The organism is Romboutsia sp. 1001285H_161024_C4 (assembly GCF_015550185.1).
Lineage (GTDB): Bacteria > Bacillota > Clostridia > Peptostreptococcales > Peptostreptococcaceae > Romboutsia_C > Romboutsia_C hominis.
In genome coordinates, this window is the sequence record NZ_JADNAJ010000002.1 from 221676 (window position 1) to 247536 (window position 25861).

General features: G+C 29.4%; 28 protein-coding genes. 26 read left to right on the plus strand and 2 right to left on the minus strand.

What is annotated here, in order from left to right:
• Position 1: 1 nt before the first annotated feature.
• The 4 genes from recG to I1959_RS04565 are packed head-to-tail and all read left to right on the plus strand — an operon-like array spanning position 2 to position 3726.
• Complete coding sequence (gene recG, locus I1959_RS04550; RefSeq protein ID WP_166505865.1) at positions 2-2059, plus strand: ATP-dependent DNA helicase RecG; 2058 nt, start codon at positions 2-4, stop codon at positions 2057-2059.
• Between the two features lie 40 nt (positions 2060-2099).
• Positions 2100-2651: a 16S rRNA (guanine(966)-N(2))-methyltransferase RsmD gene (gene rsmD / locus I1959_RS04555; protein ID WP_092924373.1), complete on the plus strand. Its 552-nt coding sequence runs from the start codon at positions 2100-2102 to the stop codon at positions 2649-2651.
• A 50-nt stretch (positions 2652-2701) separates the two neighbouring features.
• On the plus strand, positions 2702-3199 hold the full coding sequence (gene coaD / locus I1959_RS04560) for a pantetheine-phosphate adenylyltransferase (protein WP_195237250.1): 498 nt from the start codon (positions 2702-2704) through the stop codon (positions 3197-3199).
• A 2-nt stretch (positions 3200-3201) separates the two neighbouring features.
• Positions 3202-3726 (plus strand): hypothetical protein, encoded by a 525-nt coding sequence (locus I1959_RS04565; protein WP_092924379.1) that lies wholly within the window; start codon positions 3202-3204, stop codon positions 3724-3726.
• A gap of 26 nt (positions 3727-3752) precedes the next feature.
• On the opposite strand, the gene I1959_RS04570 is transcribed toward I1959_RS04565, so the two are convergent.
• Positions 3753-4952 carry a sporulation integral membrane protein YlbJ gene (locus tag I1959_RS04570; RefSeq protein WP_166505863.1) on the minus strand — a complete coding sequence of 400 codons (1200 nt, stop codon included), beginning with the start codon at positions 4950-4952 and terminating at the stop codon, positions 3753-3755.
• Positions 4953-5054: 102 nt separating this feature from the next.
• Here I1959_RS04570 and I1959_RS04575 point away from each other — a divergent pair, with 102 nt between their 5' ends.
• From I1959_RS04575 to I1959_RS04600, 6 genes are all read left to right on the plus strand, one after another.
• Positions 5055-5771: a FadR/GntR family transcriptional regulator gene (locus tag I1959_RS04575; RefSeq protein WP_092924385.1), complete on the plus strand. Its 717-nt coding sequence runs from the start codon at positions 5055-5057 to the stop codon at positions 5769-5771.
• 128 nt (positions 5772-5899) lie between these two features.
• Positions 5900-7453 (plus strand): L-lactate permease, encoded by a 1554-nt coding sequence (locus I1959_RS04580; protein ID WP_195237258.1) that lies wholly within the window; start codon positions 5900-5902, stop codon positions 7451-7453.
• Positions 7454-7471: 18 nt separating this feature from the next.
• Positions 7472-8746: a nickel-dependent lactate racemase gene (gene larA, locus I1959_RS04585; RefSeq protein ID WP_195237260.1), complete on the plus strand. Its 1275-nt coding sequence runs from the start codon at positions 7472-7474 to the stop codon at positions 8744-8746.
• Positions 8747-8762: 16 nt separating this feature from the next.
• Positions 8763-9551 carry an electron transfer flavoprotein subunit beta/FixA family protein gene (locus I1959_RS04590; protein WP_092924391.1) on the plus strand — a complete coding sequence of 263 codons (789 nt, stop codon included), beginning with the start codon at positions 8763-8765 and terminating at the stop codon, positions 9549-9551.
• Positions 9552-9563: 12 nt separating this feature from the next.
• A complete protein-coding gene (locus I1959_RS04595; protein ID WP_195237262.1) occupies positions 9564-10775 on the plus strand; it encodes an electron transfer flavoprotein subunit alpha/FixB family protein in 1212 nt (403 codons plus the stop codon).
• Between the two features lie 11 nt (positions 10776-10786).
• Complete coding sequence (locus tag I1959_RS04600; RefSeq protein WP_092924396.1) at positions 10787-12178, plus strand: FAD-binding oxidoreductase; 1392 nt, start codon at positions 10787-10789, stop codon at positions 12176-12178.
• 57 nt (positions 12179-12235) lie between these two features.
• Here the strand turns inward: I1959_RS04600 and I1959_RS04605 are convergent, their stop codons facing one another.
• Entirely contained in the window at positions 12236-13516 is a 1281-nt protein-coding gene (locus I1959_RS04605; protein WP_092924398.1) for a nucleotidyltransferase, read from the minus strand.
• A gap of 402 nt (positions 13517-13918) precedes the next feature.
• On the opposite strand from I1959_RS04605, the gene I1959_RS04610 reads away from it, so the two are divergent.
• The 16 genes from I1959_RS04610 to spoIIIAD all read left to right on the plus strand — a co-directional run bounded on the left by I1959_RS04610 (position 13919) and on the right by spoIIIAD (position 25851).
• Entirely contained in the window at positions 13919-15115 is a 1197-nt protein-coding gene (locus tag I1959_RS04610) for an acetate/propionate family kinase (protein WP_092924400.1), read from the plus strand.
• A 149-nt stretch (positions 15116-15264) separates the two neighbouring features.
• Complete coding sequence (locus I1959_RS04615; protein ID WP_092924402.1) at positions 15265-15792, plus strand: YceD family protein; 528 nt, start codon at positions 15265-15267, stop codon at positions 15790-15792.
• A 13-nt stretch (positions 15793-15805) separates the two neighbouring features.
• Positions 15806-15982: a 50S ribosomal protein L32 gene (gene rpmF / locus I1959_RS04620; protein WP_071119670.1), complete on the plus strand. Its 177-nt coding sequence runs from the start codon at positions 15806-15808 to the stop codon at positions 15980-15982.
• Between the two features lie 145 nt (positions 15983-16127).
• Positions 16128-16685, plus strand: coding sequence for a transcription factor FapR (gene fapR, locus I1959_RS04625; protein ID WP_092924404.1), 558 nt, complete (start codon positions 16128-16130; stop codon positions 16683-16685).
• A gap of 11 nt (positions 16686-16696) precedes the next feature.
• Positions 16697-17704, plus strand: coding sequence for a phosphate acyltransferase PlsX (gene plsX / locus I1959_RS04630; protein WP_166505859.1), 1008 nt, complete (start codon positions 16697-16699; stop codon positions 17702-17704).
• 30 nt (positions 17705-17734) lie between these two features.
• Complete coding sequence (locus tag I1959_RS04635) at positions 17735-18721, plus strand: beta-ketoacyl-ACP synthase III (RefSeq protein WP_195237263.1); 987 nt, start codon at positions 17735-17737, stop codon at positions 18719-18721.
• Between the two features lie 10 nt (positions 18722-18731).
• Positions 18732-19661 carry an enoyl-[acyl-carrier-protein] reductase FabK gene (fabK, locus tag I1959_RS04640; RefSeq protein WP_166505857.1) on the plus strand — a complete coding sequence of 310 codons (930 nt, stop codon included), beginning with the start codon at positions 18732-18734 and terminating at the stop codon, positions 19659-19661.
• Positions 19662-19676: 15 nt separating this feature from the next.
• Positions 19677-20633 (plus strand): ACP S-malonyltransferase, encoded by a 957-nt coding sequence (fabD, locus tag I1959_RS04645; protein WP_166505856.1) that lies wholly within the window; start codon positions 19677-19679, stop codon positions 20631-20633.
• Entirely contained in the window at positions 20627-21376 is a 750-nt protein-coding gene (gene fabG / locus I1959_RS04650) for a 3-oxoacyl-[acyl-carrier-protein] reductase (protein ID WP_166505855.1), read from the plus strand. The genes fabD and fabG overlap by 7 nt, the downstream gene beginning before the upstream one ends.
• A 183-nt stretch (positions 21377-21559) precedes the next feature.
• Positions 21560-21784 carry an acyl carrier protein gene (gene acpP / locus I1959_RS04655; protein WP_195237264.1) on the plus strand — a complete coding sequence of 75 codons (225 nt, stop codon included), beginning with the start codon at positions 21560-21562 and terminating at the stop codon, positions 21782-21784.
• 15 nt (positions 21785-21799) lie between these two features.
• Positions 21800-23035, plus strand: a complete 1236-nt coding sequence (fabF, locus tag I1959_RS04660; protein ID WP_195237265.1) for a beta-ketoacyl-ACP synthase II — start codon at positions 21800-21802, stop codon at positions 23033-23035.
• Positions 23036-23245: 210 nt separating this feature from the next.
• Positions 23246-23674 carry a hypothetical protein gene (locus I1959_RS04665; protein WP_195237266.1) on the plus strand — a complete coding sequence of 143 codons (429 nt, stop codon included), beginning with the start codon at positions 23246-23248 and terminating at the stop codon, positions 23672-23674.
• Positions 23675-23761: 87 nt separating this feature from the next.
• A complete protein-coding gene (gene spoIIIAA / locus I1959_RS04670) occupies positions 23762-24730 on the plus strand; it encodes a stage III sporulation protein AA (RefSeq protein ID WP_195237267.1) in 969 nt (322 codons plus the stop codon).
• Positions 24720-25241 carry a stage III sporulation protein AB gene (locus I1959_RS04675; protein ID WP_195237268.1) on the plus strand — a complete coding sequence of 174 codons (522 nt, stop codon included), beginning with the start codon at positions 24720-24722 and terminating at the stop codon, positions 25239-25241. The genes spoIIIAA and I1959_RS04675 overlap by 11 nt, the downstream gene beginning before the upstream one ends.
• Positions 25242-25251: 10 nt before the next feature.
• Positions 25252-25449 (plus strand): SpoIIIAC/SpoIIIAD family protein, encoded by a 198-nt coding sequence (locus I1959_RS04680; protein WP_092924426.1) that lies wholly within the window; start codon positions 25252-25254, stop codon positions 25447-25449.
• Between the two features lie 15 nt (positions 25450-25464).
• Positions 25465-25851 carry a stage III sporulation protein AD gene (gene spoIIIAD, locus I1959_RS04685; RefSeq protein WP_166505851.1) on the plus strand — a complete coding sequence of 129 codons (387 nt, stop codon included), beginning with the start codon at positions 25465-25467 and terminating at the stop codon, positions 25849-25851.
• Positions 25852-25861: the final 10 nt, after the last annotated feature.

Below are 25861 nucleotides of genomic sequence, written 5' to 3' on the forward strand. Positions count from 1 at the left end.
TATGGATTTAAATAAAGATATACAGTATGTAAAAGGGATAGGACCTAAAAGAGCTCAAAAACTCAATAAATTAAATATATTTACGCTAAAAGATCTATTATATTATTTTCCTAGACAATTTGAAGATAGAAATAATATAAAAAAGATTGCTCAACTAGAAAATGAAGATAGAGCTACTATAAAAGCTATTATAGTAGGAAGCCATACGTCATCTCCTAGAAAAGGTCTTAATATAACTAAGCTAGACGTAAGAGATGAAACAGGGTATGCAAAATTAGTATTTTTTAATCAAGAATATATAAAAAATGCATTTAAAGTTGGAGATACTATATTAGTATTTGGTAAAGTTAAAAAAGAATTTAAAAATGTAGAATTAACTTCTTGTGAAGTGGAGCACCTTAGCAACTCACCAAAATCTACATGTAAAATAATACCTGTATATCCTTTAACTTATGGAGTTACTAATAAAGAAGTAAGTAGCATAATAAAAGGAGTGCTTAATGATAAGGAAATAAACATAAAAGAGTATCTTCCAATTAATATATTAGAAAAATATAAGTTATGTAGCATAGATTACGCTGTTAGAAATATTCATAATCCAAGCAGTAAAGAAGCCTTAAAAATTGCTTTATATAGAATCGTATTTGAAGAATTTTTAATGCTACAGTTAGGATTATTTATGTTTAAAAATGGAGTAAGTGAAGTCGATGGTATAAAGTTTTTAGAAAATAAGAAACTAGAAGAAATAAGAAGTTCATTACCATTTAAATTAACGAAAGCTCAGGAGAGAGCATTAAATGAAATAATAGATGATATGAATTCAAATAGTGCTATGAATAGGCTAGTACAAGGTGATGTTGGATCAGGTAAAACAGTCGTAGCTCTTTTAGCATTATCACATTGTATTTTAAATGGATATCAAGGTGCATTAATGGCTCCTACTGAAATATTAGCTGAACAACATTATATTTCTCTTACAGAAACTTTAAAGCCTTTTGGAGTGAATGTAGAATTACTAGTTGGTAGTTTAACAAAGAAGAATAAAGAAAAAGTTTTAGAAAGAGTAAAAAATAAAGAAATAGATATATTAATAGGAACTCATGCACTAATTGAAGATAAAGTAGAATTTAATAATCTAGGGTTAGTAATAACAGATGAACAACATAGATTTGGAGTTAGGCAACGAAGCAAATTATCGGAAAAAGGAGAGAATCCAGATATATTAGTAATGACGGCAACTCCAATACCAAGAACATTAGCTCTTATACTTTATGGAGATTTGGATATATCTATAATAGATGAGCTTCCTCCAGGAAGGCAGCCAATTGAAACTATAGCAGTCGATAAAGGAAAAAGAGATAGAGCTTACAACTCATTAGTTAGAAAAGAAGTAGAAAAAGGAAGACAAGTTTATATAGTGTGCCCTCTAGTAGAAGAAAGTGAAGCTATAGAAGCTAAAGCAGCTACAGAACTAGTTGATGAGCTAAAGTCTGAATATTTTAGCGATCTTAGAGTAGGTCTTTTACATGGAAAGATGAAAGGCAGCGAAAAAGATTCTATAATGAAGAGTTTTAAAAATAAAGAAATAGATATATTAGTTTCAACAACAGTTATAGAGGTTGGAGTTAATGTTCCCAATGCAACACTTATGATAATAGAAAATGCAGAAAGATTTGGGTTAGCACAGCTTCATCAGTTAAGAGGTCGTGTAGGTAGAGGAAGTCATAAGTCTTATTGTATATTAATATACGCATCTAAATCAGAAGTTTGTAGACAACGAATGTCTATAATGGAAGAAACAAATGATGGATTTAAAATATCAGAAAAAGATTTAGAAATAAGAGGGCCTGGTGAATTTTTTGGAACAAGACAACATGGTTTACCAGAATTAAAGGTTGCAAATATATTTAAACACATGAAAATACTTAAACTTGCTCAACAAGAAGCTAGAATTATATTTTCTAAAGACTCTAAGTTAGATAATTATGAAAATAAAGGCTTAAAACGTGAAATTATGAATAAATTTGAGAATATAGTTAAAGAAATTTCGTTAAATTAATATAAAATTATGCTAAAATATACAATGAGGTGAAGGTACGTTGAGAGTAATATCAGGAAAAGTAAGAGGATTAAAGTTAAATACTCCTAAAAATGAAGATGTAAGACCAACAACAGATAGAGTTAAAGAATCATTATTTAATATGATAAATCCATATATGATGGAAAGTAACATATTAGACTTATTTGCTGGAACTGGTTCTTTAGGAATAGAGTGTTTATCTAGAGGTGCTTCAAAATGTACCTTTGTGGATGTAAGTAGAGAGAGTATAGCTTTGGTAAAATCCAATATAAAGAAAGCTAGATTTGAAAATGAAAGTGAAGTCTTAAACTTAGATTTCAAAGATGCTATAAGTAAGCTTAAAATAAAAAATAATAAATTTGATGTTATATTTATGGATCCTCCATATTATAAAGACATGTTTATTGATGCTCTTGAAAAAATAGACAATGCAAATATACTTAAAGAAGATGGTATAATTGTAGTCGAACATGATACTAAAGATAAATTCCCAGAAGAAATAGGCAGTTTAGAAAAAAGTAGAGACAAAAAGTATGGGAATACAACTTTAACATTTTATAAGTTAAAATAGAATATATAAAATCCTAATATCAATGTTAAAATGGAGGGCTAAGCAAAAAGATGAATAAAAAAATAAGAAAAGCTATATTTGCAGGAAGCTTTGATCCAATAACTAATGGACACTTAGATATAATATGTAGAGCTTCTAAAATATTTGATGAGTTGCAAATAGGGGTGCTTCATAATCCTAATAAAAAGGGAATGTTCACTTTTGAAGAAAGAGTAGAACTTATAGAAAAATGTACTAATCATCTTGATAATATAAAAATAGTAAGTTTTAATGGACTTTTAGTAAATTATTGTGAAGAACATGGTATAGATACTTTAGTAAGAGGAATTAGAAATGGTACTGATGTTGAGTATGAACTGCAAATGGCTCACATGAATAAAGAATTAAATCATAATATTGAAACTGTAATATTAGCAACTAATCCAAAGTATTCATTTATAAGCTCCTCGTTAATAAAGGAAGTATTAAACTTTGATGCAGATATAAAAAACTTAGTTCCAGAAGTTGTATTAGAAGAACTTAAAAGAAAAACTAATAGGGGGAAGTAACTATGTATGTAGATTTAGAAATAATTGAATTGTTAGATGAATTAGAAAGTATGATAAATAATGCATCTTCAATACCTTTTTCTCAAAAGTCTGGTATAGATAAAAATGAAGTATTAGGTGTTATAGGTGAAATAAAATCATTAGTTCCAGAAGAAGTAAAGCAAGCAACATGGATTAATAAAGAAAGACACAAAATAATAAATGATGCAAAAATAGAAGCACAAGAATTAGTGGAACAAGCTAAAAAGGAAGCACAAAGAATACAAGATGAGTACAATGAAAAAGTAGAAGAGTTAAAGAAAAATTCTGATGAAATTTTAAATGCTTACTTAGAATCAAGTGAACCTATTCAAAAAGCAGAATTACAAGCTAAAGAAATGATAGCAAGAGCAGAAAGAATAGCAGGTGAAATAAGACTTGGATCTATAGAGTATGCTGATAATGTACTTTTAAGTTTAGAACATAATATAAAGGATTTACTAGAAGAAATATCAAGAGATAGATTAGAGTTAAATCCAGAACAATAATATAAAGGCTATAAAAAAAGAAAGTGTTAGCTTTCTTTTTTTATAGCGATCTTTTCTAGCCTTGAAAGAAGATTTAAAATATAAACTATAAATATTACTAAAAGTACTGTATTGTAATTAGACAAATAAAAATTAGATACACCACCATGGTAGATATAATTATAAGTGTTAGAGAAATTGGAAACAAGTGAAATTGATTCTATTAAAGGATATAGTAAAAATGTAAGAATCCCTGATATAATCCCATGAAAAAATTTACTTAATATGTATATAGGTACGCTAATATCTGTTTTTGATATAAAGGTACAACATTGGGCAAGTATAGAAATACCACTAAACCCTATTAAGAAACTAGCTAGAGAGGCTTTTAAAGCTTCTGAAACATTAGATACAGATGATATTTTATTACAACCTATAGTTATTTCAAATAAGCCACTTATAAGACCGTAACAAAGTTCTTTTGTAAATCCTAAAAGAGATAGAGGAATATATAAGATAAAAGCAATGACATCAACTATTTTAAATAATGTAAGTACCTTAAAAATCACTGAAAATACTATTACAAAACCGCCAATCATAAGTAATGTATTAACACCACTATTTACAGCATTTCCAAATAGAACAAAAAAGCCTTGACCATTAGAGAAACGAGTATTTATTGTATTTTTAATATTAGCTTTTAGGGATATAGATGAACTAGAAATAATATCTTTACCGTAACCTCTAAAAAACAATCCTATAGATATAGACCCTAAGTAATGGCAAATAATCATTAAATAACCAAGATTGGGATGTTTAAACATACCAGTTGCTACAGCACCTATTATAAATAGTGGCCCAGATGTAGAGCAAAAAGAAATTAGCCTTTGCCCTTCATCCTTAGAAATTTGAGAATTAAGCCTAAGTTCTGAGGCAAGTTTTGCACCTACAGGATAGCCAGAAACTGTTGATATAAGAAAGACTAAGGCACTTTTCCCAGAAACATTAAAGATAAACTTAGTAAAAGGGTTAATTATAAACCCAATTATATCAACGATTTTTAAATCAACAATCAAGTTTGCACCTATAATAAATGGAAGTAAAGAAGGTATTAGTATTGTGGTCCAAATTTCTATGCCTTCCTTAGCAGCCTCTAAGGAATCATTAGGAAAAATAATTATTCCAAGTATAATTAATAAAACGATACATATAGGAACAAAAAAACATATAATTTTTCTTTTCTTCATAAGCATCACCTAATAAAATATATAGTATAAGACAAGTATATTTAAGGAAGAAGATATATATGAGAAAAAATATATAAATAATATAAATTTAAGGGGGATATCATGTTTGTTAATATTTCAAATAAGAAAGTTTATGAACTTGTAATAGAACAAATACAAGATAAAATCTTAAATGGGGAATTAAAAAAAGGAGATAAGCTCCCATCGGAAAGAGAATTATCAGAGCAGATGAGTGTAAGTAGAACATCTATTAGGGAAGCAATAAGGGTATTAGAGACTATGGGGGTGGTTGAAAGCAAACAAGGCGATGGAAACTTTATATGTACTAATATAGAAAAGTCACTAATAGAACCTCTATCTATGGTATTTAAATTAAATGAAGGTACATGGCAAAATGTATTGGAACTAAGAGAAGTATTAGAATTACAAACCGTAAAAATAGCAGCAATAAAAGCAACAAAAGAAGACTGTAAAGAATTAAAAAATATAATAGGTGCAATGGGAAAAGAAAATAGTATGAAAAAATACAATAGTAAGAAAATAATCCAACTTGATCAAAGATTTCACAATAAAATAGCATCTATAAGTAAAAATTATCTTATAGAAAGTGTATTTATAACATCATCTAAACTATTTGAAAGGTTTATAGAAGATGCAAGAGAAAAAATTATAGAAAATTATAGAGATGAAGAACTATTATTTGAAAATCATAGAAGGATATATGAAGGAATAAGCAAAAATGATCCGATATTAGCTTATGAAGAGATGAAAAGACATATGGAAAATATAAGAGAAAGCTATATAAAAACTATTGGTTGAAAATTGTTAATTTTCAATCAATTATTGCGGTTTATAAATATCTCTTATATTATATAAAATATAAGTGGTAATACCACTGACCATCATTCAAGTTACCGACATAAAATAAAATATATAGGAGGTACTTGATGAACGAGTATGTATTATTTTTAATAGCTATAATACCGATAATATGGTTAATTGTATCCTTAGGGATAATGAAACTACCAGCACATAAAACCTGCTTTGCAACAGTTATATTAACATTTATTATAGCTATGGTATTTTGGAAAATGCCATTTGTAGATGCTATTACGGCATCTATAGAAGGAGTATTAGTTGCATTATGGCCAATTCTTTTAGTTATAGTTGCAGCGCTATTTACTTATAATTTAGCAGTTGAAACTAAAACTATGGATACTATAAAAAAAATGTTATCTAGTATTACAACAGATGACAGAATACAAGTGCTTATACTAGCTTGGGGATTTGGAGGTTTTTTAGAAGCTGTTGCAGGATACGGCACAGCAGTTGCAATACCAGCAAGTATATTAGCATCTTTAGGATTTAATCCCATATTTGCAGCTATAATATGTCTTATAGCTAATACAGTACCAACAGCTTTTGGAGCAATAGGCATACCTGTAAGTACATTAGCATCAGTGACGGGACTAGACGTAATGAGATTAAGTTATTTAACAGCAATTCAATTAGCACCATTCATAATAGTAATACCTTTTGTATTAGTAATTTTAACAAAGAAAAGCCTTAAAGCATTAAAAGGAGTATTTTTAATAACTTTAGCATCAGGGGTAGCATTTGCATTACCTCAAATATTTGTAGCAAAGTATCTAGGAGCTGAATTACCTGCTCTTATAGGAAGTTTATGTAGTATGCTAATTACAATTCTTATGGCAAAAGCAATGAATAAAAGAAAAGATATGTCAGAAGAAGAAAATAGAATAAAAGGAAGTGTAGCATTAAAAGTCAGTGTAAGTACAAAAGAGGGTATATTAGCTTGGCTTCCATACATATTACTATGTGTTTTAATTTTAGCAGCAAGTCCATTGTTCACATCTATAAATGAATTTTTAGCTAGATTTGCAAGTCAATTTAAAATATACACAGGAGAAGGAGCCGCAACAACTGAATTCATATGGATAAATACACCAGGTATTGTAATAATAGTTGCTACATTTATAGGTGGATTAATACAAAGAGTAAAAGTATCTACTATGATAAATGTATTTATAAGAACTGTAAAACAATTATCTAAATCTTTTATAACTATAACATCTATAGTTGCTATATCAAAACTTATGTCTTACAGCACAATGACAGCATCAATATCTTTTGGACTAAGCGCAATAACTGGATCATTTTATCCTGTAATATCACCACTTTTAGGCTCAATAGGTACATTTGTAACAGGTAGTGACACATCAGCAAATATATTGTTTGGAGGTTTACAATCTCAATCAGCTACATCTCTAGGCATAGACCCATATTGGATAGCAGCAGCAAATACTGCAGGGGCAACAGCAGGAAAAATGATATCACCTCAAAGTATAGCTATAGCAACATCTGCTACTGGGTTAATAGGAAAAGAAGGTAAAATTTTAAACTCAACTCTTAAATTTTGTTTAGGATATGTAGTAATATTAGGAGTATTAGTTTATTTTGGAAGTTATATACAGATATAAAAATATAAGGGGGAAAATATGCCTACTTTAAAAGTTCCATATTCTAAAGAGGGAATGATTTTAAATATTCCAGATGAAAATTTCGTAATGACACTTCAATCTAAAGCACATACATATAAAGTCAATAGAACTCAAGAAGAAATAGTAGAAAATTCATTAGACAATCCAATAGGCTCTAAGAAATTAGAAGAATTAGCAAAAGATAAAAAAAGTATCGTCATAATAACTAGTGATCACACAAGACCTGTACCAAGCAAAATTACCATGACAATAATCTTAAAAAGAATAAGAAAAGTAAATAAAGATGCAAGTATAAAAATATTAATTGCTACAGGGTTTCACAGAGAAAGTACAAAAGAAGAATTGATTTATAAAATGGGTGAGGAAATAGTAGAAAATGAAGAAATAATAATGCATATATCAACAGATGATTCTCAAATGGAAAAAATGGGAGTATTGCCATCTGGTGGAGATTTATATCTAAATAAACTAGTTAAAGAAGCAGATTTATTAATAGCAGAAGGTTTTATAGAACCTCACTTTTTTGCAGGTTTTTCTGGAGGTAGAAAAAGTATATTACCAGGTATAGCATCAGCAAAAACTATAATGTATAACCACTGTAGTGACTTTATAGATAGTGAAAATGCCAGAACTGGAACACTACAAAATAATCCTATTCACGAGGATATGGTATATGCAGCTAAAGTATCAAATCTCGCTTTTATACTAAATGTTGTAATAGACCAAGATAAAAAAGTTATAGCATCTTTTGCTGGAGATGTAGAAAAAGCACATAAAAAAGGATGTGAATTTGTAACAGAGTTATCTAAAGTTAAATCTCATAAAGCTGATATAGTTGTTAGTACTAATGGAGGGTATCCTCTTGATCAAAATATATATCAGTCTGTAAAAGGAATGACTGCAGCAGAAGCTACTTGCAATGAAGGTGGAGTAATAATTATGATATCTGCCTGCAATGATGGTCATGGAGGTCAATCTTTTTACGATAATATAGCAAATGCTAAATCACCAAAAGAAGTTTTAGAAAAAGTAAGAAAGGTAAGTAGGGGAGATACTGTACCTGACCAATGGGAGTTTCAAATATTAGCTAGAATACTTGAAAATTACACTGTAATAATGGTTACAGATAAGTGTGATAAAGATATGATAGAGAATATGCATATGAAGCATGCATCAAACTTTGAAGATGCTTTAAATATGGCATTTCATATAAAGGGAAGGGATTCAAAGGTTGTAGTTATTCCTGATGGAGTATCTGTAATAGTTAAATAGTTAAGGGGGATAAAGTATGGAAATTTTAACATGTATTAAGCAAGTTCCAGGAACTTCTGAAGTTGAAGTAGATGAAAAAACAGGTGTGCTTAAAAGAGATGGTGTAGATTCTAAAATGAATCCATATGATTTATACGCATTAGAGACAGCACTTAAAATAAAAGAAAAAAAAGGTGCGACTTTAAAAGTATTGACAATGGGACCACCACAAGCAAAACAAATTGTAGAAGAAAGTTTTATGATGGGAGTAGATGAGGGAGCTATACTTAGTGATAGAAAATTCGCAGGTGCTGATGTACTTGCAACTTCTTATACACTATCTCAAGGTATAAAAAAAGTAGGAAATCCAGATTTAATAATATGTGGAAAGCAAACTACTGATGGAGATACAGCTCAAGTTGGACCAGAAATAGCTGAATTTTTAAATATACCACATATTACAAATGTAACTAAAATAATAGAAATTAAAGATAAAAGTATAGTAGTTGAGTGTGATATGCCAAATACATTAGAAGAATGTGAAATAAATTATCCATGTTTAATAACTGTTGAAAAGGGCATATATGAACCGAGATTACCTTCTTTTAAATTAAAGCTAGATACTAAAAATAGAGAAATACCTATGTATAGTTTAAGTGACTTTGAAGATCAAGATGAAAACAATTATGGACTTAATGGTTCGCCAACCCAAGTATTAAGAATATTCCCTCCAACTTCTAATAATGAAAAAGAAGTTTTAAGAGGAAGTAGTGAAGAAATAAGTGAAAAGTTAGCAAATAAACTTAAGGAGTTAAAGTTAATATAAGGGGGGATTTATATGGCTAAAGTAGTAATAAATCAAGAGAAAATAGATAATATAGATGAAGTTTTAAAATTGTGTCCATTTAATGCCATAGAATTAATTGACCAAAAAATAGAAATAAATTCAGCTTGTAAAATGTGTAAGATTTGTGTTAAAAAGGGACCAAAAGGAGCTTTTGAATTTGTAGAAAATCTAAAAAAAGAGATAAATAAGGATGAATGGAAAGGAATAGCTGTATATGTAGACCACCATGAAGGAGATATACATCCTGTAACTTATGAACTTATAGGTAAGGCTCGTGAAATGGCTAAGAAAGTAAATTATCCAGTATATTGTGTATTTGTAGGTAAAGATATAAAAGATAAATGTGATAAATTAATATCTTATGGAGTAGATGAAGTATTTGTTTATGATAATCCAGAATTTGAACATTTTAGAATAGAGCCATACTCTAGAGCAGTTGAAGATTTTATAAATAATATAAAACCTACGATAATGTTAGTAGGGGGAACTACACTTGGAAGATCTTTAGCACCAAGACTTGCGGCTAGATTTAAAACAGGGCTTACGGCAGATTGTACAATACTTGATATTCAAGAAAATACAGATTTAGATCAAATAAGACCAGCATTTGGAGGAAATATAATGGCTCATATTCATACTCCAAATAATAGACCACAGTTTGCTACAGTAAGATATAAAATATTCTCAGAACCAGAAGAAGTTGAAAGTCCAAATGGAAAGATAACATTATGTAGTATTAGTAAGGAAAAATTAGTATCAAATATAAATGTATTAGATAGTAAACCTAAAACGAAAGAGGTAGGTCTTGAAGAAGCAGAAGTTATAGTAGTTGCAAGTAGGGCTATTAAAAAGCAAGATGATATGGATATGATATATAAATTAGCAGATAGACTAGGAGCACAAGTTGCAGGAACAAGACCATTAATAGAAGCTGGATGGATAGACCCAAGAAGACAAATAGGTCTTAGTGGAAGAACTGTAAAACCTAAACTTATAATTACGTGTGGGGTATCTGGGGCTGTTCAGTTTGTAGCAGGTATGCAAGGTTCTGATTACATAGTAGCAATAAATAAAGATGAAAAAGCACCGATATTTGATGTTGCTCATTTAGCATTAGTAGGTGATATATATGAGATTGTTCCTAAATTAATAGAAAAAATAGAACAAAAGCAATTAGAAGTGGCATTATCCGTAGAAGAATAGGGGGAATAGCTATGTATAAAAAAATAGATAATGATGATATTAGATTTTTAATAGATATTTGTGGAGAAGAAGAAGTCTTTGCAGGCGAAGATATAAGTGAAGATTTTTCACATGATGAATTAGGAGGAGTGGAAAAATATCCAGAAGTACTTGTTAATGTATATAATACAGAACAAGTATCTAAAATAATGAAATATGCCTATAAAAATAATATACCTGTAACACCAAGAGGACAAGGAACAGGGCTTGTTGGTGCTTCTGTAGCAATTCATGGTGGTATAATGATTAATTTAAGCAAAATGAATAAAATATTAGAATTAGATGAAGAAAATTTAACATTAACAGTAGAGCCAGGAGTGCTTTTGATGACTATAGGACAATATGTTCAAGAAAGAGATTTATTTTATCCGCCAGATCCAGGTGAAAAAAGTGCCACAATAGGTGGAAATATAAACACTAATGCAGGGGGAATGAGAGCTGTTAAATATGGAGTTACAAGAGACTATGTAAGAGGACTTGAAGTTGTACTTCCTAATGGTGATATTGTTAATATAGGAGGAAAAGTAGTAAAAAATAGTTCTGGATATAGTATAAAAGATTTGATTGTAGGTTCAGAAGGTACATTAGGAATAGTAACAAAGGCAATACTTAAACTTTTACCTCTTCCTAAAAAAGATATAAGTTTATTAATTCCTTTTAAGGATTTACCAACAGCAATAGAAACTGTACCTAAAATAATAAAATCAAAGTCAATACCAACAGCGATAGAATTTATGGAAAGAGATGTAATACTTGCAGCAGAAGAATTTTTAGGAAAGTCTTTCCCTGATAATACTTCAGATGCGTATCTACTATTAAAATTTGATGGAAATAGTAAAGAAGATATAGAAAAAGAATATGAAAAAGTTGCCCACTTATGCTTAAAAAATGGGGCATATGATGTATTTATATCTGATACACAGGAAAGAAATGAATCTATATGGTCAGCAAGAGGAGCATTTTTAGAAGCTATAAAAGCATCTACAACAGAAATGGACGAATGTGATGTTGTAGTACCTAGAGATAAAGTTGCTGATTTTATAAGATATACTCATGATTTACAAAAAGAATTAAATGTAAGAATAAAGAGTTTTGGGCATGCAGGAGACGGTAATCTTCATGTTTATACATTAAGAGATGGTATGGATGATGAAACTTGGAAGTTAAAATTAAAAGAAAGCTTTGATTGTATGTATGAAAAATCAAGAGAACTTAGAGGGCAAGTCTCAGGAGAACATGGAATAGGCTATGCTAAAAAAGAATATTTACATGAATCTCAAAGTGAGTCTTATATGGATCTTATAAAAAGTATAAAAACTGCTTTTGATCATAAAAATATATTAAATCCAAGTAAAATATACTAATTTAAACTAAATAAAAAAGCGCAGAATAAACTGTGCTTTTTTATTTGTAAATAGATTTTAATTTTTATTATTTTTAATGTAAATAGGAGATATATAATAATCCATAGGACCCTTTAATAAATCAGGATTGTTTTTATAGTAAATTAAATTATATATGTTACTCGATCTTATATCATAATCAAGCAAAGTCTTAAATAATTTATCATTCATAGAAAATGACGCTTTAGATAATTTATTTACTATATTTACTTCAGAAGTTTTCTTAATAGCTTTTAATATTTCCCGACCTCTATCGTTAAAAGCTAGAACTCTTATATAAGGAACGGCATTTATATCTTTAACGTAACTTATATCTTCTTTAGTTATTCCAAGTAGTATATTATTAAGAGTTCTTTTTATTTTAGTTAATGTATATCTTTTGCTTTTTATAGATAAGTGAAGTTCATCAAGAGAATTAGACCTAAATATATTTTGGTATATTTTATTTTCTATTCCTTCGTTAACTTCAAAATATTTATCTAATATACTAATATCTCTAGCTACAATAGATTTTATAATATCAAAGTAAGCTTCATCAAACATAGGTAAAAAATTATTATTAATTTTTTCATTAAGTATATTATAAGTTTGGCTAGGAACTACATTACTTATAAGTGATAAATCATTGTAATCTTTTAAAGATTTTCTTATGGCAGTAGCAGAACAAATACTACTAGTTATATTTTCAGAGTTGTATGAAGCTTGTACTCTAGAAATCGTAAAAGGTTTTATATTACTATTTAATTTTAGTAGACATTTTATGTATTCTAGACCTAAAATGTTATTAGAGGAATTTAATACATTTAAAAGTTTATCTTTTGATATATCTATCAAATTATGTTTAGATATATAGTCAAATAAAGACATGCTACGTGCACTAGGATAAAGCATACCTTCATCTAAGTATTTCTTTAGATTTACTTTAAATTCATTTGGCTCATCAACTAGTATTTTAGCTATAGTATACAAAACATCAATACTTCCTTCTTCGCTACCAAAACAAATTGAATCTATACAATTTAATGAATTTAAAGTTGTTATTGCACCGTGGGCAAATATTTCAGCAGACTGACAAGCATATAAAGTAGGAAGTTCAAGAACTAAATCTACACCGTTTTCAACTGCGATAGAAGCTCTAGTATATTTATCAAATAAGGCTGGTTCACCTCTTTGTAAAAAATTTCCGCTCATAATAGCGACTGTGTGAGTAGCTTTTGTTAGCTGTCTAGATTTATTTAAATGGTGTAAATGTCCATTGTGAAATGGATTGTACTCAACTATTACTCCAAGTATATTCATAATGATTCTCCTTGTGTTAATATTATAATAGAGTAATTACAATATATGTAGAAATCTAACTATATTGTAAAAAATAATTTAAATAATATATTATAATATTATAACAAATAGAGAAAAATAATCTATGTTAAGCAAAAATATTTAAATGAAGTAAATATATAAATATAAAATATATTAAATAAAGTCAATATACTATTTATATATAATAAAACTTATGCTTTTAATTTATGAACCAAATTTAATAAATTTTCAAATAAATAGATAATGTACTGTACTTTTATAATAAAAAGTGATATATTAATTAGTGTTAAAGAATGTTTACTGTATACAAAAAGTAAATTGTAAATGTTAGCCTAAAAGGCTTTTTACATATTATTCATAAAATTTTAAGGAGGTATACTAATGAAAGTATTAGTATTAAACTGTGGTAGTTCTTCATTAAAATATCAATTAATAGATATGTCAAATGAAGAAGTTTTATGTATAGGATTAGTTGAAAGAATAGGTATAGAAGGTTCTATACTTAAGCAAGAAAAAGATGGTGTTGAAGGTAAATTAATAATAGAACAACCAATGAAAAACCATCAAGATGCTATAAAGTTAGTATTAGACGGTGTTGTTGATGCTAAATTCGGTGGAGTTAAAGAAATAAGCGAAGTTGAAGCTGTAGGACACAGAGTAGTTCACGGTGGAGAAAAGTTCGCTGGTTCAGTTAAGATAACTGACGAAGTTATGGTTGCATTAGAAGAGTGTGTAGAATTAGCACCACTTCACAACCCAGCTAACATAATGGGTATAAAAGCTTGTGAAGAAATACTTCCAGGTGTACCAATGGTAGGAGTATTTGATACTGCTTTCCACCAAACTATGCCTAAAAAATCTTACTTATACGGATTACCTCATGAATTATACACTAAGTACGGTGTAAGAAGATACGGATTCCACGGAACTTCTCACAAGTATGTATCTCAAAGAGCTGCTGCAATGCTTGGAAAGAACATAGAAGACGTTAAGATAATAACTTGTCACTTAGGAAATGGAGCTTCTATAGCTGCTGTTGATGGTGGTAAGTGTGTTGATACATCTATGGGATTCACTCCACTTGAAGGATTAATAATGGGAACTAGATGTGGAGATATAGATGCTGCTATATTACCATTCTTAATGGAAAAAGAAGGATTAGATGCTAAAGGATTATCTGATTTAATGAACAAAAAGTCAGGTGTATACGGAATGACTGGTATATCTAGTGACTTTAGAGATATAGAAGGAGCTGCTTCAAACGGTGATGAAAAAGCTCAAGTTGCTTTAGATGCATACGTTCAAAGAGTTCAAAAATACATAGGAGCTTATGCTGCAGAAATGAACGGAGTTGACGCTGTTGTATTTACTGCTGGTGTTGGTGAAAATGGTATAGAAATAAGAGAATCAATAGCTTCTAACATGGAATTCTTAGGAATGAACTTAGATAAAGAAGCTAACAAAGTTAGAGGAAAAGAAAGAGTAATATCTACAGAAGACTCTAGAGTTAAGATATTATTAATACCAACTAACGAAGAGTTAATGATAGCAAGAGATACTGTTGCATTAGTAAAATAATTGTAATAGGTTATAATATATTTAAGGTAGGTTAAAGCCTACCTTAAACTATGTCTTACAACATTTTCAAAATATCTATCAAGTAAAAATACTTGACAAACATCTACTAAATTTGTATAATAAATTGGTAGTGGATTGAGGTGAATACAATGCAAATCAGTCTAGATAAATTAATAAGAAGAGAAACTGACAAATTAGACTTGAATTTTTCTCAAAAAGTTGATACTATTAGTTATTGTGATAACAACTATAAGTTAGTTTCACCAATAAATTTAAATGGTAAAATATCATCTACTAAAAATGGATTATACCTAGATGTAGATGTAGATTTTACAATTCTTGACCAATGTTCAAGATGCTTAGAAGATGTCGAAGTACCAATAGAATACTCTATAAATGGTTTTTTAGTAAAAGAAGACTATGATGAAGATAGTTTTGAAGATGATGATGCATTCATCTATGATGGACAAGTTGTAGATATTATAGAACTTATACAACAAACATTAGACTTTAAAATACCACCAAGAGTTCTTTGTGATGAAGATTGTATGGGACTTTGTCAAGGATGCGGAGCAAATCTTAATAAAGAAAATTGTTCTTGCACTGAAACTGCGAACGACGAGGAGAATATTGATCCCCGTTTTGCTAAATTAAAAGATATATTTAAAAACGACTAAGGAGGTGGCGTAAATGGCAGTACCAAAGCGTAAAACATCTAAATCAAAAACTAAAATGAGAAGAGCAGCTAACTCTAAAATGGTAGCAACTGGATTTGTAAGTTGCCCACAATGTCATGAGCCAAAATTACCACATAGAGTATGTCCAGACTGTGGATATTATAAAGGTAAAGAAGTTGTATCTGAATAATAACTTCTAAAAACATGTAGATTACTCTACATGTTTTTTTTGTTTAAACAAAAAATAATAAAAAAGTATTGATAATTTTATTGTGATACTATATACTACTATTAGTAGCTGGTACTAATTACAGCTATAAAAACTTGGAGGTAATATGAAAAAGAAAAGTAAAGCCCAAAGACAAAAGGAATTAATAGAAATGTTACAGGCTGACCCTTTTTATACAGACGAAGAGTTAGCTAGCCTATTTGAAGTTAGTATTCAAACTATAAGGCTAGATAGAATGAGTCTGAATATACCTGAACTTAGGGAGAGAGTAAAAAATATTGCAGAAGCAGAAAGTTCAAAGGTAAAAACTCTTGGAATTAAGGAAATTACAGGAGAAATAATTGATTTATCAGTAGGGAAATTAGGAATATCTATGCTAGAAATTACAGAAGATATGCTCTATTCTAAAACTAATACTTTAAAGGATACATATATATTTTCTATGGCAGACTCATTAGCAATGGCTATAGTAGATGCACCAAAAGTAATAATGAGGTTTGCAAATGTTAAATGTTTGAAATTAATAGAACAAAAGGATAGACTTATAGCAAAGGCTGAAATCTACAAAAATGTAGGTACAAAGCATTATGTCAAAGTTGTCATTAATAATAAAGCACAAGAACAAATATTTAGAGGAAAATTTATATTTGAAGAATTAGATTAGGAGGAGAATGTATGAGAATAGTAATTGATGGTATGGGTGGAGATAATGCACCACAATCTAATGTAGAAGGTGCAGTTAATGCAATAAAAGAATATGGAATAAATATAGTAATAACTGGAGATAAAGAGATATTAGAAAAAGAATTTTCAAAATATGATTTTGATAAAGAAAAACTTGAAATAATTCATACAACAGAAATTATAGAAAATGAAGATAAGCCAGTAAAAGCGATAAGATCTAAAAAAGATTCATCAATGGTTGTTGCGCTTAGACTTGTAAAAGAAGGATATGCAGATGCAGTTATATCAGCGGGAAATACGGGAGCATTACTTGCTGGGGGATTATTTGTAGTAGGTAGAATTAAAGGTATAGATAGACCTTGTTTATGTCCAGCTATACCAAATGCTAAAAAAGGAATGACTCTTATAGCTGATGGTGGAGCTAATGCAGATTGCAAACCAAGAAACTTAGTAGAGTTTGCAGCTATGAGTAATATATATGCTAAAAAAGTTTTAGGTCTTTCTAATCCTAGGGTAGCCTTAGCTAATGTAGGAATAGAAGAAGGAAAAGGAAATGACTTAGTAAAAAAAGCTTATGAAGAATTAAAAAATATAGACTTAAACTTTATAGGAAATGTAGAAGCAAGAGATGTAATAAATGATTATACAGATATAATTGTTTGTGATGGATTTACAGGTAACATACTTCTAAAATCAGCAGAAGGTGTTGCAATATCTGTAATGGGACTTTTAAAAGAAACATTCTTATCAAGTACAAAAGGTAAATTAGGAGCAATGCTTTTAAAAGATGACCTAAGAAAATTAAAATCATTTATGGATTATGCTGAATATGGAGGAGCACCTTTATTAGGAGTTAATGGAGGAGTTATAAAAGCACACGGTAGTTCAGATTCAAGAGCTATAAAAAATGCCATAAATCAAGGAATAAAATTTGCTAAAGGAAACGTGCTACAAGATATAAAAGATTTTGTAGTAGTTAATAAAGAAAGCGAAGAATAAAATAAACTCGTATGGAGGGTTAATTTATATATGAACAAAAAAGCTGGTATATTGGGCGTAGGAAGTTATCTACCCAAAAAGGTACTAAATAATTCTTACTTTGAAAAAATATTAGATACAAGTGATGAATGGATAAAAACTAGAACAGGAATAAGTGAAAGAAAAATAGCTGATGCCAATGAATCAACATCAGATTTATCTGTAAAGGCAGCACTTAAAGCTATGGAATGTGCAAATTTACAAGCAAGTGAAATTGATCTTATAATAGTAGCAACTGCTACACCAGATATGGCGTTTCCATCAACTGCATGCTTAGTACAAGAAAAAATAGGTGCAGTTAATGCTTGTGCTTTTGATATATCAGCTGCATGTTCAGGTTTTGTATATGGATTAACTATCGCTAAACAATTTATAGAAACTAACTGTTATAGAAACATCTTGGTAATAGGAGCAGAAGTACTTTCAAGGGTTTTAGATTATACTGATAGAGGTACTTCTATCCTATTTGGAGATGGAGCAGGAGCAGTTATTATAGGTAAAGTAAATGATGGTGGAATACTATCTACTTACCTTGGTGCAGATGGAAGAGGTAAAGACTTCCTAAATATACCAGCTGGAGGATCTAGGCTTCCAGCTAGTAAAAGTACTGTAGAGGATAATCTTCACACTATAAAAATGGCAGGAAATGACGTATACAAATTTGCAGTTAGAATAATGGGAGATGCATCCATAAAGGCTATAGAAATGGCAGGTTTGGACACTAATGATATAGATTATCTTATACCACATCAAGCAAATATAAGAATAATAGAGGCATCGGCAAAAAGACTTAAGTTAAGTATGGATAAAGTTTATGTAAATTTACACAAATGCGGAAATATGTCTGCAGCATCAATCCCCGTTGCTATGGATGAAGCATACAGAAGCTCTAAAATCAAAAAGGGTGATAATATAGTCTTAGTTGGTTTTGGAGGAGGACTTACTTGGGGAGCTTCAGTTATTAAGTGGAGTATATAAGGAGGAAATGATGAATAAAATTTGTGAATTATTAAATATACAATATCCTATAATACAAGGCGGAATGGCATGGGTTGCTAATGCTAATTTAGCAAGTGCTGTTTCAAATGCAGGTGGATTAGGAATTATTGCAGGTGGTAATGCACCAAAGGAAATAATAAAAGAAGAAATAAGAAAATGCAAGGAGTTTACAGATAAGCCATTTGGTGTAAATGTAATGCTATTATCTCCATTTGCAGATGAAATAATAGATTTGGTAATAGAAGAAAATATACCTGTGATAACAACAGGAGCAGGTAACCCAGCAAAGTATATGGAAAAGCTTAAAAAAGCAAATGTAAAAGTTATACCAGTAGTTCCAACGATAGCATTAGCTCAAAGAATGGAAAAACTAGGGGCAGATGCAGTTATAGTTGAAGGAACAGAAGCTGGAGGGCACATAGGAGAATTAACTACTATGGTATTAACGCCGCAAGTTGCAGATGCAGTTAATATACCTGTTATAGCAGCAGGTGGTATAGCAGATGGAAGAGGCGTTGTTGCAGCACTTGCTTTAGGTGCTAAAGGAGTTCAAATAGGAACTAGATTTATATGTAGTGAAGAGTGTAGTGTTCATGAAAATTATAAGAATATGATTATAAAATCTAAGGATAGAGATGCTATAGTAACAGGAAGAAGTACAGGTCATCCTGTTAGGACTCTTAAAAATAAATTATCAAAAGAAGTCCTTAGTATGGAAAAAGAGGGAATAAATCCAGAAGAAATAGATAAAAAATGTGTAGGCTCTTTAAGAATGGCTACTATAGATGGGGACATTGAAAATGGATCGTTTATGGCTGGTCAAATAGCATCTATAGTAAAAGATATTAAGCCTTGTAAAAAAATTATAGGTGACATAGTCAACCAAGTTAAAGAGATAATGCCAAACATAGATTTATAAAGCAGGAGGTGGCTTATGGGTAAAATAGCATTAGTATTTCCAGGACAAGGAAGTCAGTATGTAGGTATGGCAAAAGATATATATGAAAATGATAATATAGCTAAAGAAGTTATAGATAAAGCTTGTGAAGCTTTAGACATGGATTTAAAACGTATAATGTTTGAAGGTGATGGTGAAACATTAGCTAAAACAGAAAATACTCAGCCAGCAATAGTTACTCATAGTATAGCTCTTTTAAAGTCATTAAATGAAAAAATAGACTTAAAATATGATGCATGTTTAGGATTATCATTAGGAGAGTATAGTGCATTAGTAGCTACAGATGCTATTGATTTTGATGATGCTGTTTCTTTAGTTAAAAAAAGAGGATCATTTATGCAAGAAGCTGTCCCAGTAGGCAAAGGAGCTATGGCTGCAATACTAGGGTTAGATAGAAATAAGCTAAAAAGCATAATAGATAATATAGATGATGGAGTTGTTGAAGTAGCAAACTATAATTCTCCAGGTCAAATAGTTATATCAGGAGAAAATAATAAGATAGATGAAGCTATAAGATTACTAAAAGAAAATGGAGCCAAAAGAGCTGTTAAGTTAAATGTTAGTGGTCCATTTCATTCATCAATGCTAAAAGAAGCAGGAATAAAATTATCTAAAGAGCTAAATAAAGTAAACATAAGAAAACCTAAGGTAAGTGTAGTATCAAATGTTAATGCAAAATACTATGAAGATGAAGGAAAGGATTTACTTATATCACAAGTTAGTTCTTCTGTACTTTGGGAAGATTCAATAGAAAAATTAATAAATGAAGGTTATGACACATTTATAGAAATAGGCCCAGGAAAAACCTTAAAAGGATTTATAAAGAAGATATCTTCAAATATAGATAAAAATGTAAATATTTATAATATAGAGAATATGGATTCTTTAGAAGAATTTGTAGAGATCTATAAGAATGGAGAGATAGTATGTTAAATCTGAAAAATAAAATAGCAGTAATAACAGGTGGGTCTAGAGGTATAGGAAAAGAGATTGCTAAAAAGCTTGCATATAATGGAGCTAATATAGTTATAAACTATACATCAAAAGAAGAAGAAGCATTAAAAACAAAAGAAGAGATAGAAAATTTAGGTGTAAAATGTATAGTTATAAAATGTGATGTATCAAAGTCTGAAGAAGTTAATGAAATGATAAATAAAACTATAAAAGAATTTGGTAGAGTTGATATACTAGTAAACAATGCAGGCATAACTAAAGATAACTTACTTATGAAAATGAAGGAAGAAGATTTTGACAAGGTAATAGATATAAATTTAAAAGGTGTATTTAATTGTACTAAGGCAGTTACTAGACCTATGATGAAAAATAAATATGGAAAAATAATAAATATATCATCTGTAGTAGGTGTAATAGGAAATGTAGGTCAAGCGAATTACTGTGCATCTAAGGCAGGAGTTATAGGATTTACAAAATCAACAGCAAGAGAACTTGCATCAAGAAATATAAATATAAATGCAGTAGCACCAGGATTTATAGATACTGATATGACAAAAGTATTAAGTGATGATATAAAAAATAGCATGTTAAGCACTATACCTAAAAAAGAATTTGGGAAACCAGAAGATGTAGCTAATGCAGTAGTATTTTTGGCAAGTGATATGTCTAGTTATATAACTGGTCAGGTTATAAACGTAGACGGTGGAATGGTAATGCAATAATAAAAACTTATAAATTTTGTTAATAAATTAAAAACTTTGTTATAAATCATTTGAAAATAGATTTAAATTAGTAGATAAGAAGTTATATGGTTAGTGATATTAGCAAAGTAAACTTTATGTATGTATAGTTGCAAAATAAAAAGATTGAAAATTTTGAAAAGTAAAAATTAGGAGGAAATAAAAATGTTTGAAAAAGTTGTAGAAATAATAAGAGAGCAATTAAGCGTAGAAGATAAGGAAATAACAATGGAGACTTCATTAATGAAGGACTTAGAAGTTGACTCATTAGATGCAGTAGAAATAATAATGGCTTTAGAAGATGAATTTGGAGTGGAAATACCAGATACAGGAGCAGAAAACTTCAAATCTATAGGAGACATAGTTAAATTTATAGAAGATAATAAATAGTGGAGGTATTTCTCTATGAAAAAGAGAGTTGTAATAACTGGTTTAGGATGTGTTACACCTATTGGAAATAATAAAGAAGACTTTTGGAAAAATATAAAAGCTGGTGTTTGCGGAATTGATACTGTAACTAGATTTGATGCTAGTACTTTCCAAACTCAAATAGCAGGAGAAGTAAAAGATTTTAATCCAGAGGAATATATAAATAAAAAAGAAATAAAAAGATTAGACAAATTTACTCAATATGCTATAGCTGCATCAAAAATGGCAGTAGAAGATGCAAAACTAAACTTAGATTCTATAAATAAAGATCGTATGGGTGTAATAATAGGAACAGGAATAGGTGGAGTTGAAACTATAGAACAACAACATAAAACTCTTTTAGAAAAAGGAAATAAAAGAGTAAGTCCATTTTTAGTTCCTATGATGATAGGAAATATGGCATCAGGTCAAGTATCTATATTTTTAGGTGTTAAGGGACCAAATACAAATGTATGTACAGCTTGTGCATCAGGAACACATTCAATAGGAGATGCTTTTAAGATAGTACAAAGAGGCGATGCAGATATTATGGTGGCAGGAGGAAGTGAAGCTCCTATAACTCCGCTTGCATTTGCAGGATTTTGTAATATGAAGGCTATGTCGACTAGAAATGATGATCCAAAAGCTGCATCAAGACCATTTGATAAAGATAGAGATGGATTTATAATGGGAGAAGGTTCAGGAGTTTTAATACTAGAAGAATTAGAACATGCTTTAAAAAGAAATGCTAATATATATGCTGAAATTGTAGGATATGGATTAACAGCAGATGCGTACCATATGACGACACCGGCTGAAAACGGTGAAGGAGCAGCTCGTTCTATGGAAATGGCTCTAAAGGACGGAGATGTTCCTATAGAAGAAGTTGACTATATAAATGCACATGGAACATCTACTTACTACAATGACAAGCTTGAAACGCAAGCTATAAAAACAGTATTTAGAGAAAATGCATATGACTTATGCGTGTCATCAACAAAATCTATGACAGGACATTTATTAGGAGCAGCAGGTGGGATAGAAGCTATAGTTTGTGCTATGAGTATAAAAGATAACTTTATACCACCTACAGTAAATGTTCAAAATGTAGATGAAGAACTTGACCTAGATTATGTATTAGATAAAGGAAGAAATAAAGAAGTCAGATATGCATTATCAAATTCACTAGGGTTTGGTGGGCATAACGCATCTATAGTATTAAAGAAATATTAGTAAAATAGACTTTCTACAAGCGTAGAAAGTCTATTTTTAATTATAAGGATTATTTACTTTACTTGTTTTTTGTAAACTATAAAAGTAAGTACTCAAAATCTTAATGTATCATAAATTAAATTAGTATAGAAAATATTTTGTATCTAAAGTTTTATATAAAAATATAAGGGTATAATTAGAGAAGCAAAAAAATTATGGAGATGACGGAATATGGAAAATTTTGTACCAAGATGTTATAAGAAAAATCTACTATTGATAGCTGGAATAGTATGGGTTTTAGCTGGAGGGATGGTTTTAAAACTTGGACTTGATGTATTTTTAAGTTTAAGAAGTAAAATAGTAATATCAATAATAGTATCTATAGTAGTATTTTATATATTTTTCAATTTTATATTTAAAAAATTAGTTAATAAACATAGAGATAGAATAGCTGATAAAGATAAAGAAAAACTATGTATATTTTCATTCTTTGACACTAAAAGCTATATAATAATGGCTGTTATGATGACATTAGGTATAACTATTAGAGAAAGTTCATTTGTAAAACCAATATACTGGTCGCCAGTATATATAGGTATAGGAAGTGCATTATTTTTAGCAGGTATTTTATTTATAGTACAATGGAAAAGATGGAAATAGAGAAGGAGTCTTATGACTTCTTTTTTTGTTGTCATAAATTTTATATTTATTTAATAGAATTTATATATACAAAGGAGGAGGATAGTTATGTATGAACTTAGCAATGAAGTTATAAATTCACTAGCTATTAACGTAAGAGACAAAATAAAAAACATATTAAAAGATAACATAAGTATAGAGGAGATAAGACTACGTTGTAATAAACCACTTATTATAAATTCAAATAACAAAGATTATTTTTATAACATAAATTTGAACAAGCTTGAAACTAGCTATGGTGATTCATACATAGTAACTAAAGATGATATAGAGCAAAGTTTCCAAATGATATGCAAATATTCAATACATTCTTTTATGGATGATATAAAAAAAGGATTTATAACATTAAGGGGAGGGCATAGAGTAGGTATTGTTGGAAAGGCAATAGTTGAAGATGGACAAGTTAAAAATATAAAGCATGTATCATCTTTAAATATAAGGGTATCAAAGGAAGTTATAGGGTGCTCTAATAAAATTTTAAATCATATCATAAAAGGAAGTAATTCAGTAAATAACACTCTAATAATATCTCCACCTCAGTGTGGGAAAACAACTTTAGTAAGAGATATAGTAAGAAATTTAAGTAATGGAAATAAAGATTATGGATTTAAAGGTATAAAGGTTGCTTTAATAGATGAACGTAATGAAATAGGAGGATCATATCTTGGAATACCTCAAATGGATGTTGGTATAAGAACTGACATAATAGAAACTTGTCCTAAAGATATAGGGATAATAATGTTACTTAGATCTATGTCACCTAATTTAATAGTAACAGACGAAATAGGTAGTAAAGATGAAATAGATGCCTTATATACGGCCTTAAATAGCGGTGTTAGCCTAATAACTACAGTACATGGTGATTCTATAGAAGACATAAAAAATAGAAAAGAATTAAATAGATTATTAGATAAAGAATTATTTAAAAAAGTAATTATACTCTCTGCCAAAAAGGGACCAGGAACAATCGATAAAATATATGATTTAGAAGAAAAGAGATGGTATTTTGCAAATTAAAATTATAATAATAGGTATTTTAGTAGCTTGCAGCTATTTAATAGGTGAATATATAAGTAAAGCTTATACAAATAGGCATAAACAAGTAAATGATCTCATAAAAATATTAGAGATAATGAGGATGGACCTGCACTTTGGAATGTATACTCTAGAGGAGATTTTTGAAAGGCTTTCAGCAAAGAAAGAATATTTTACACATAAGTTTTTTATGCAGTTAAAATATGGACTTACAAATAATACTGAAAAAATATTAGATGATATTTTAAATGACAATATAAGTATTTTAAAAAAAGAAACCTATTTACAAGATAAGGAGGTTGATGAAGTTAAAAAACTTATATTAGCTTTAGGCAAAAGTGATATAGAATCTCAAACTAGGATGATTGATTTATGTATAGAAAATTTAAAGGGCATAACTAATGAAACTAAAGAAGATATAAATAAAAAAGGTGCAGTTTATAAAAAATTATCTACAATTATAGGATTGGCTATAGGAATAATTTTGATATAGGAGGATTAGTATGGATATTTCACTAATATTTAAGTTAGGTATAGGAGCACTTTTAATAACAATAATTAATACTATATTAGATGCTTCAGGCAGAAAAGACTGGCAAATATATGTCACTGTAGTAGGAGTAGTTATGGCATTTACAATTGTATTAAAAGAGGTAAGTGTTTTATTTGATACAATAAAGACGATGTTCATGCTTTACTAAGTAGGGGGTGACACTTTGGAAATTATAAAACTTATTGGAGTCGCTATACTGGCAATGACTATTTGTTTAATTATAAGGCCTAAAAGACCAGAGATGGCAAATTTCATAGCAATAATTGCAGGGGTAACGATACTTTTATCTGTAATATTTAAGCTAAACTTTATAATTGAAAGCATACAGAACTTAGCTCAAAAAGCTAATATACCATCTGTATATATAACTTTAATAATAAAATTAATAGGGATAGCCTATCTTATGGAATTTGCAATACAACTTTGTAATGATTGTGGAGAAAAAAGTATAGCCTCTAAATTAGAATTTGGAGGAAAAGTAATAGTTATGACTATGTCTTTTCCAATACTCTTATCTATTGTAGAGATGATAATAAATATTATCCCGTAGGAGAATGATT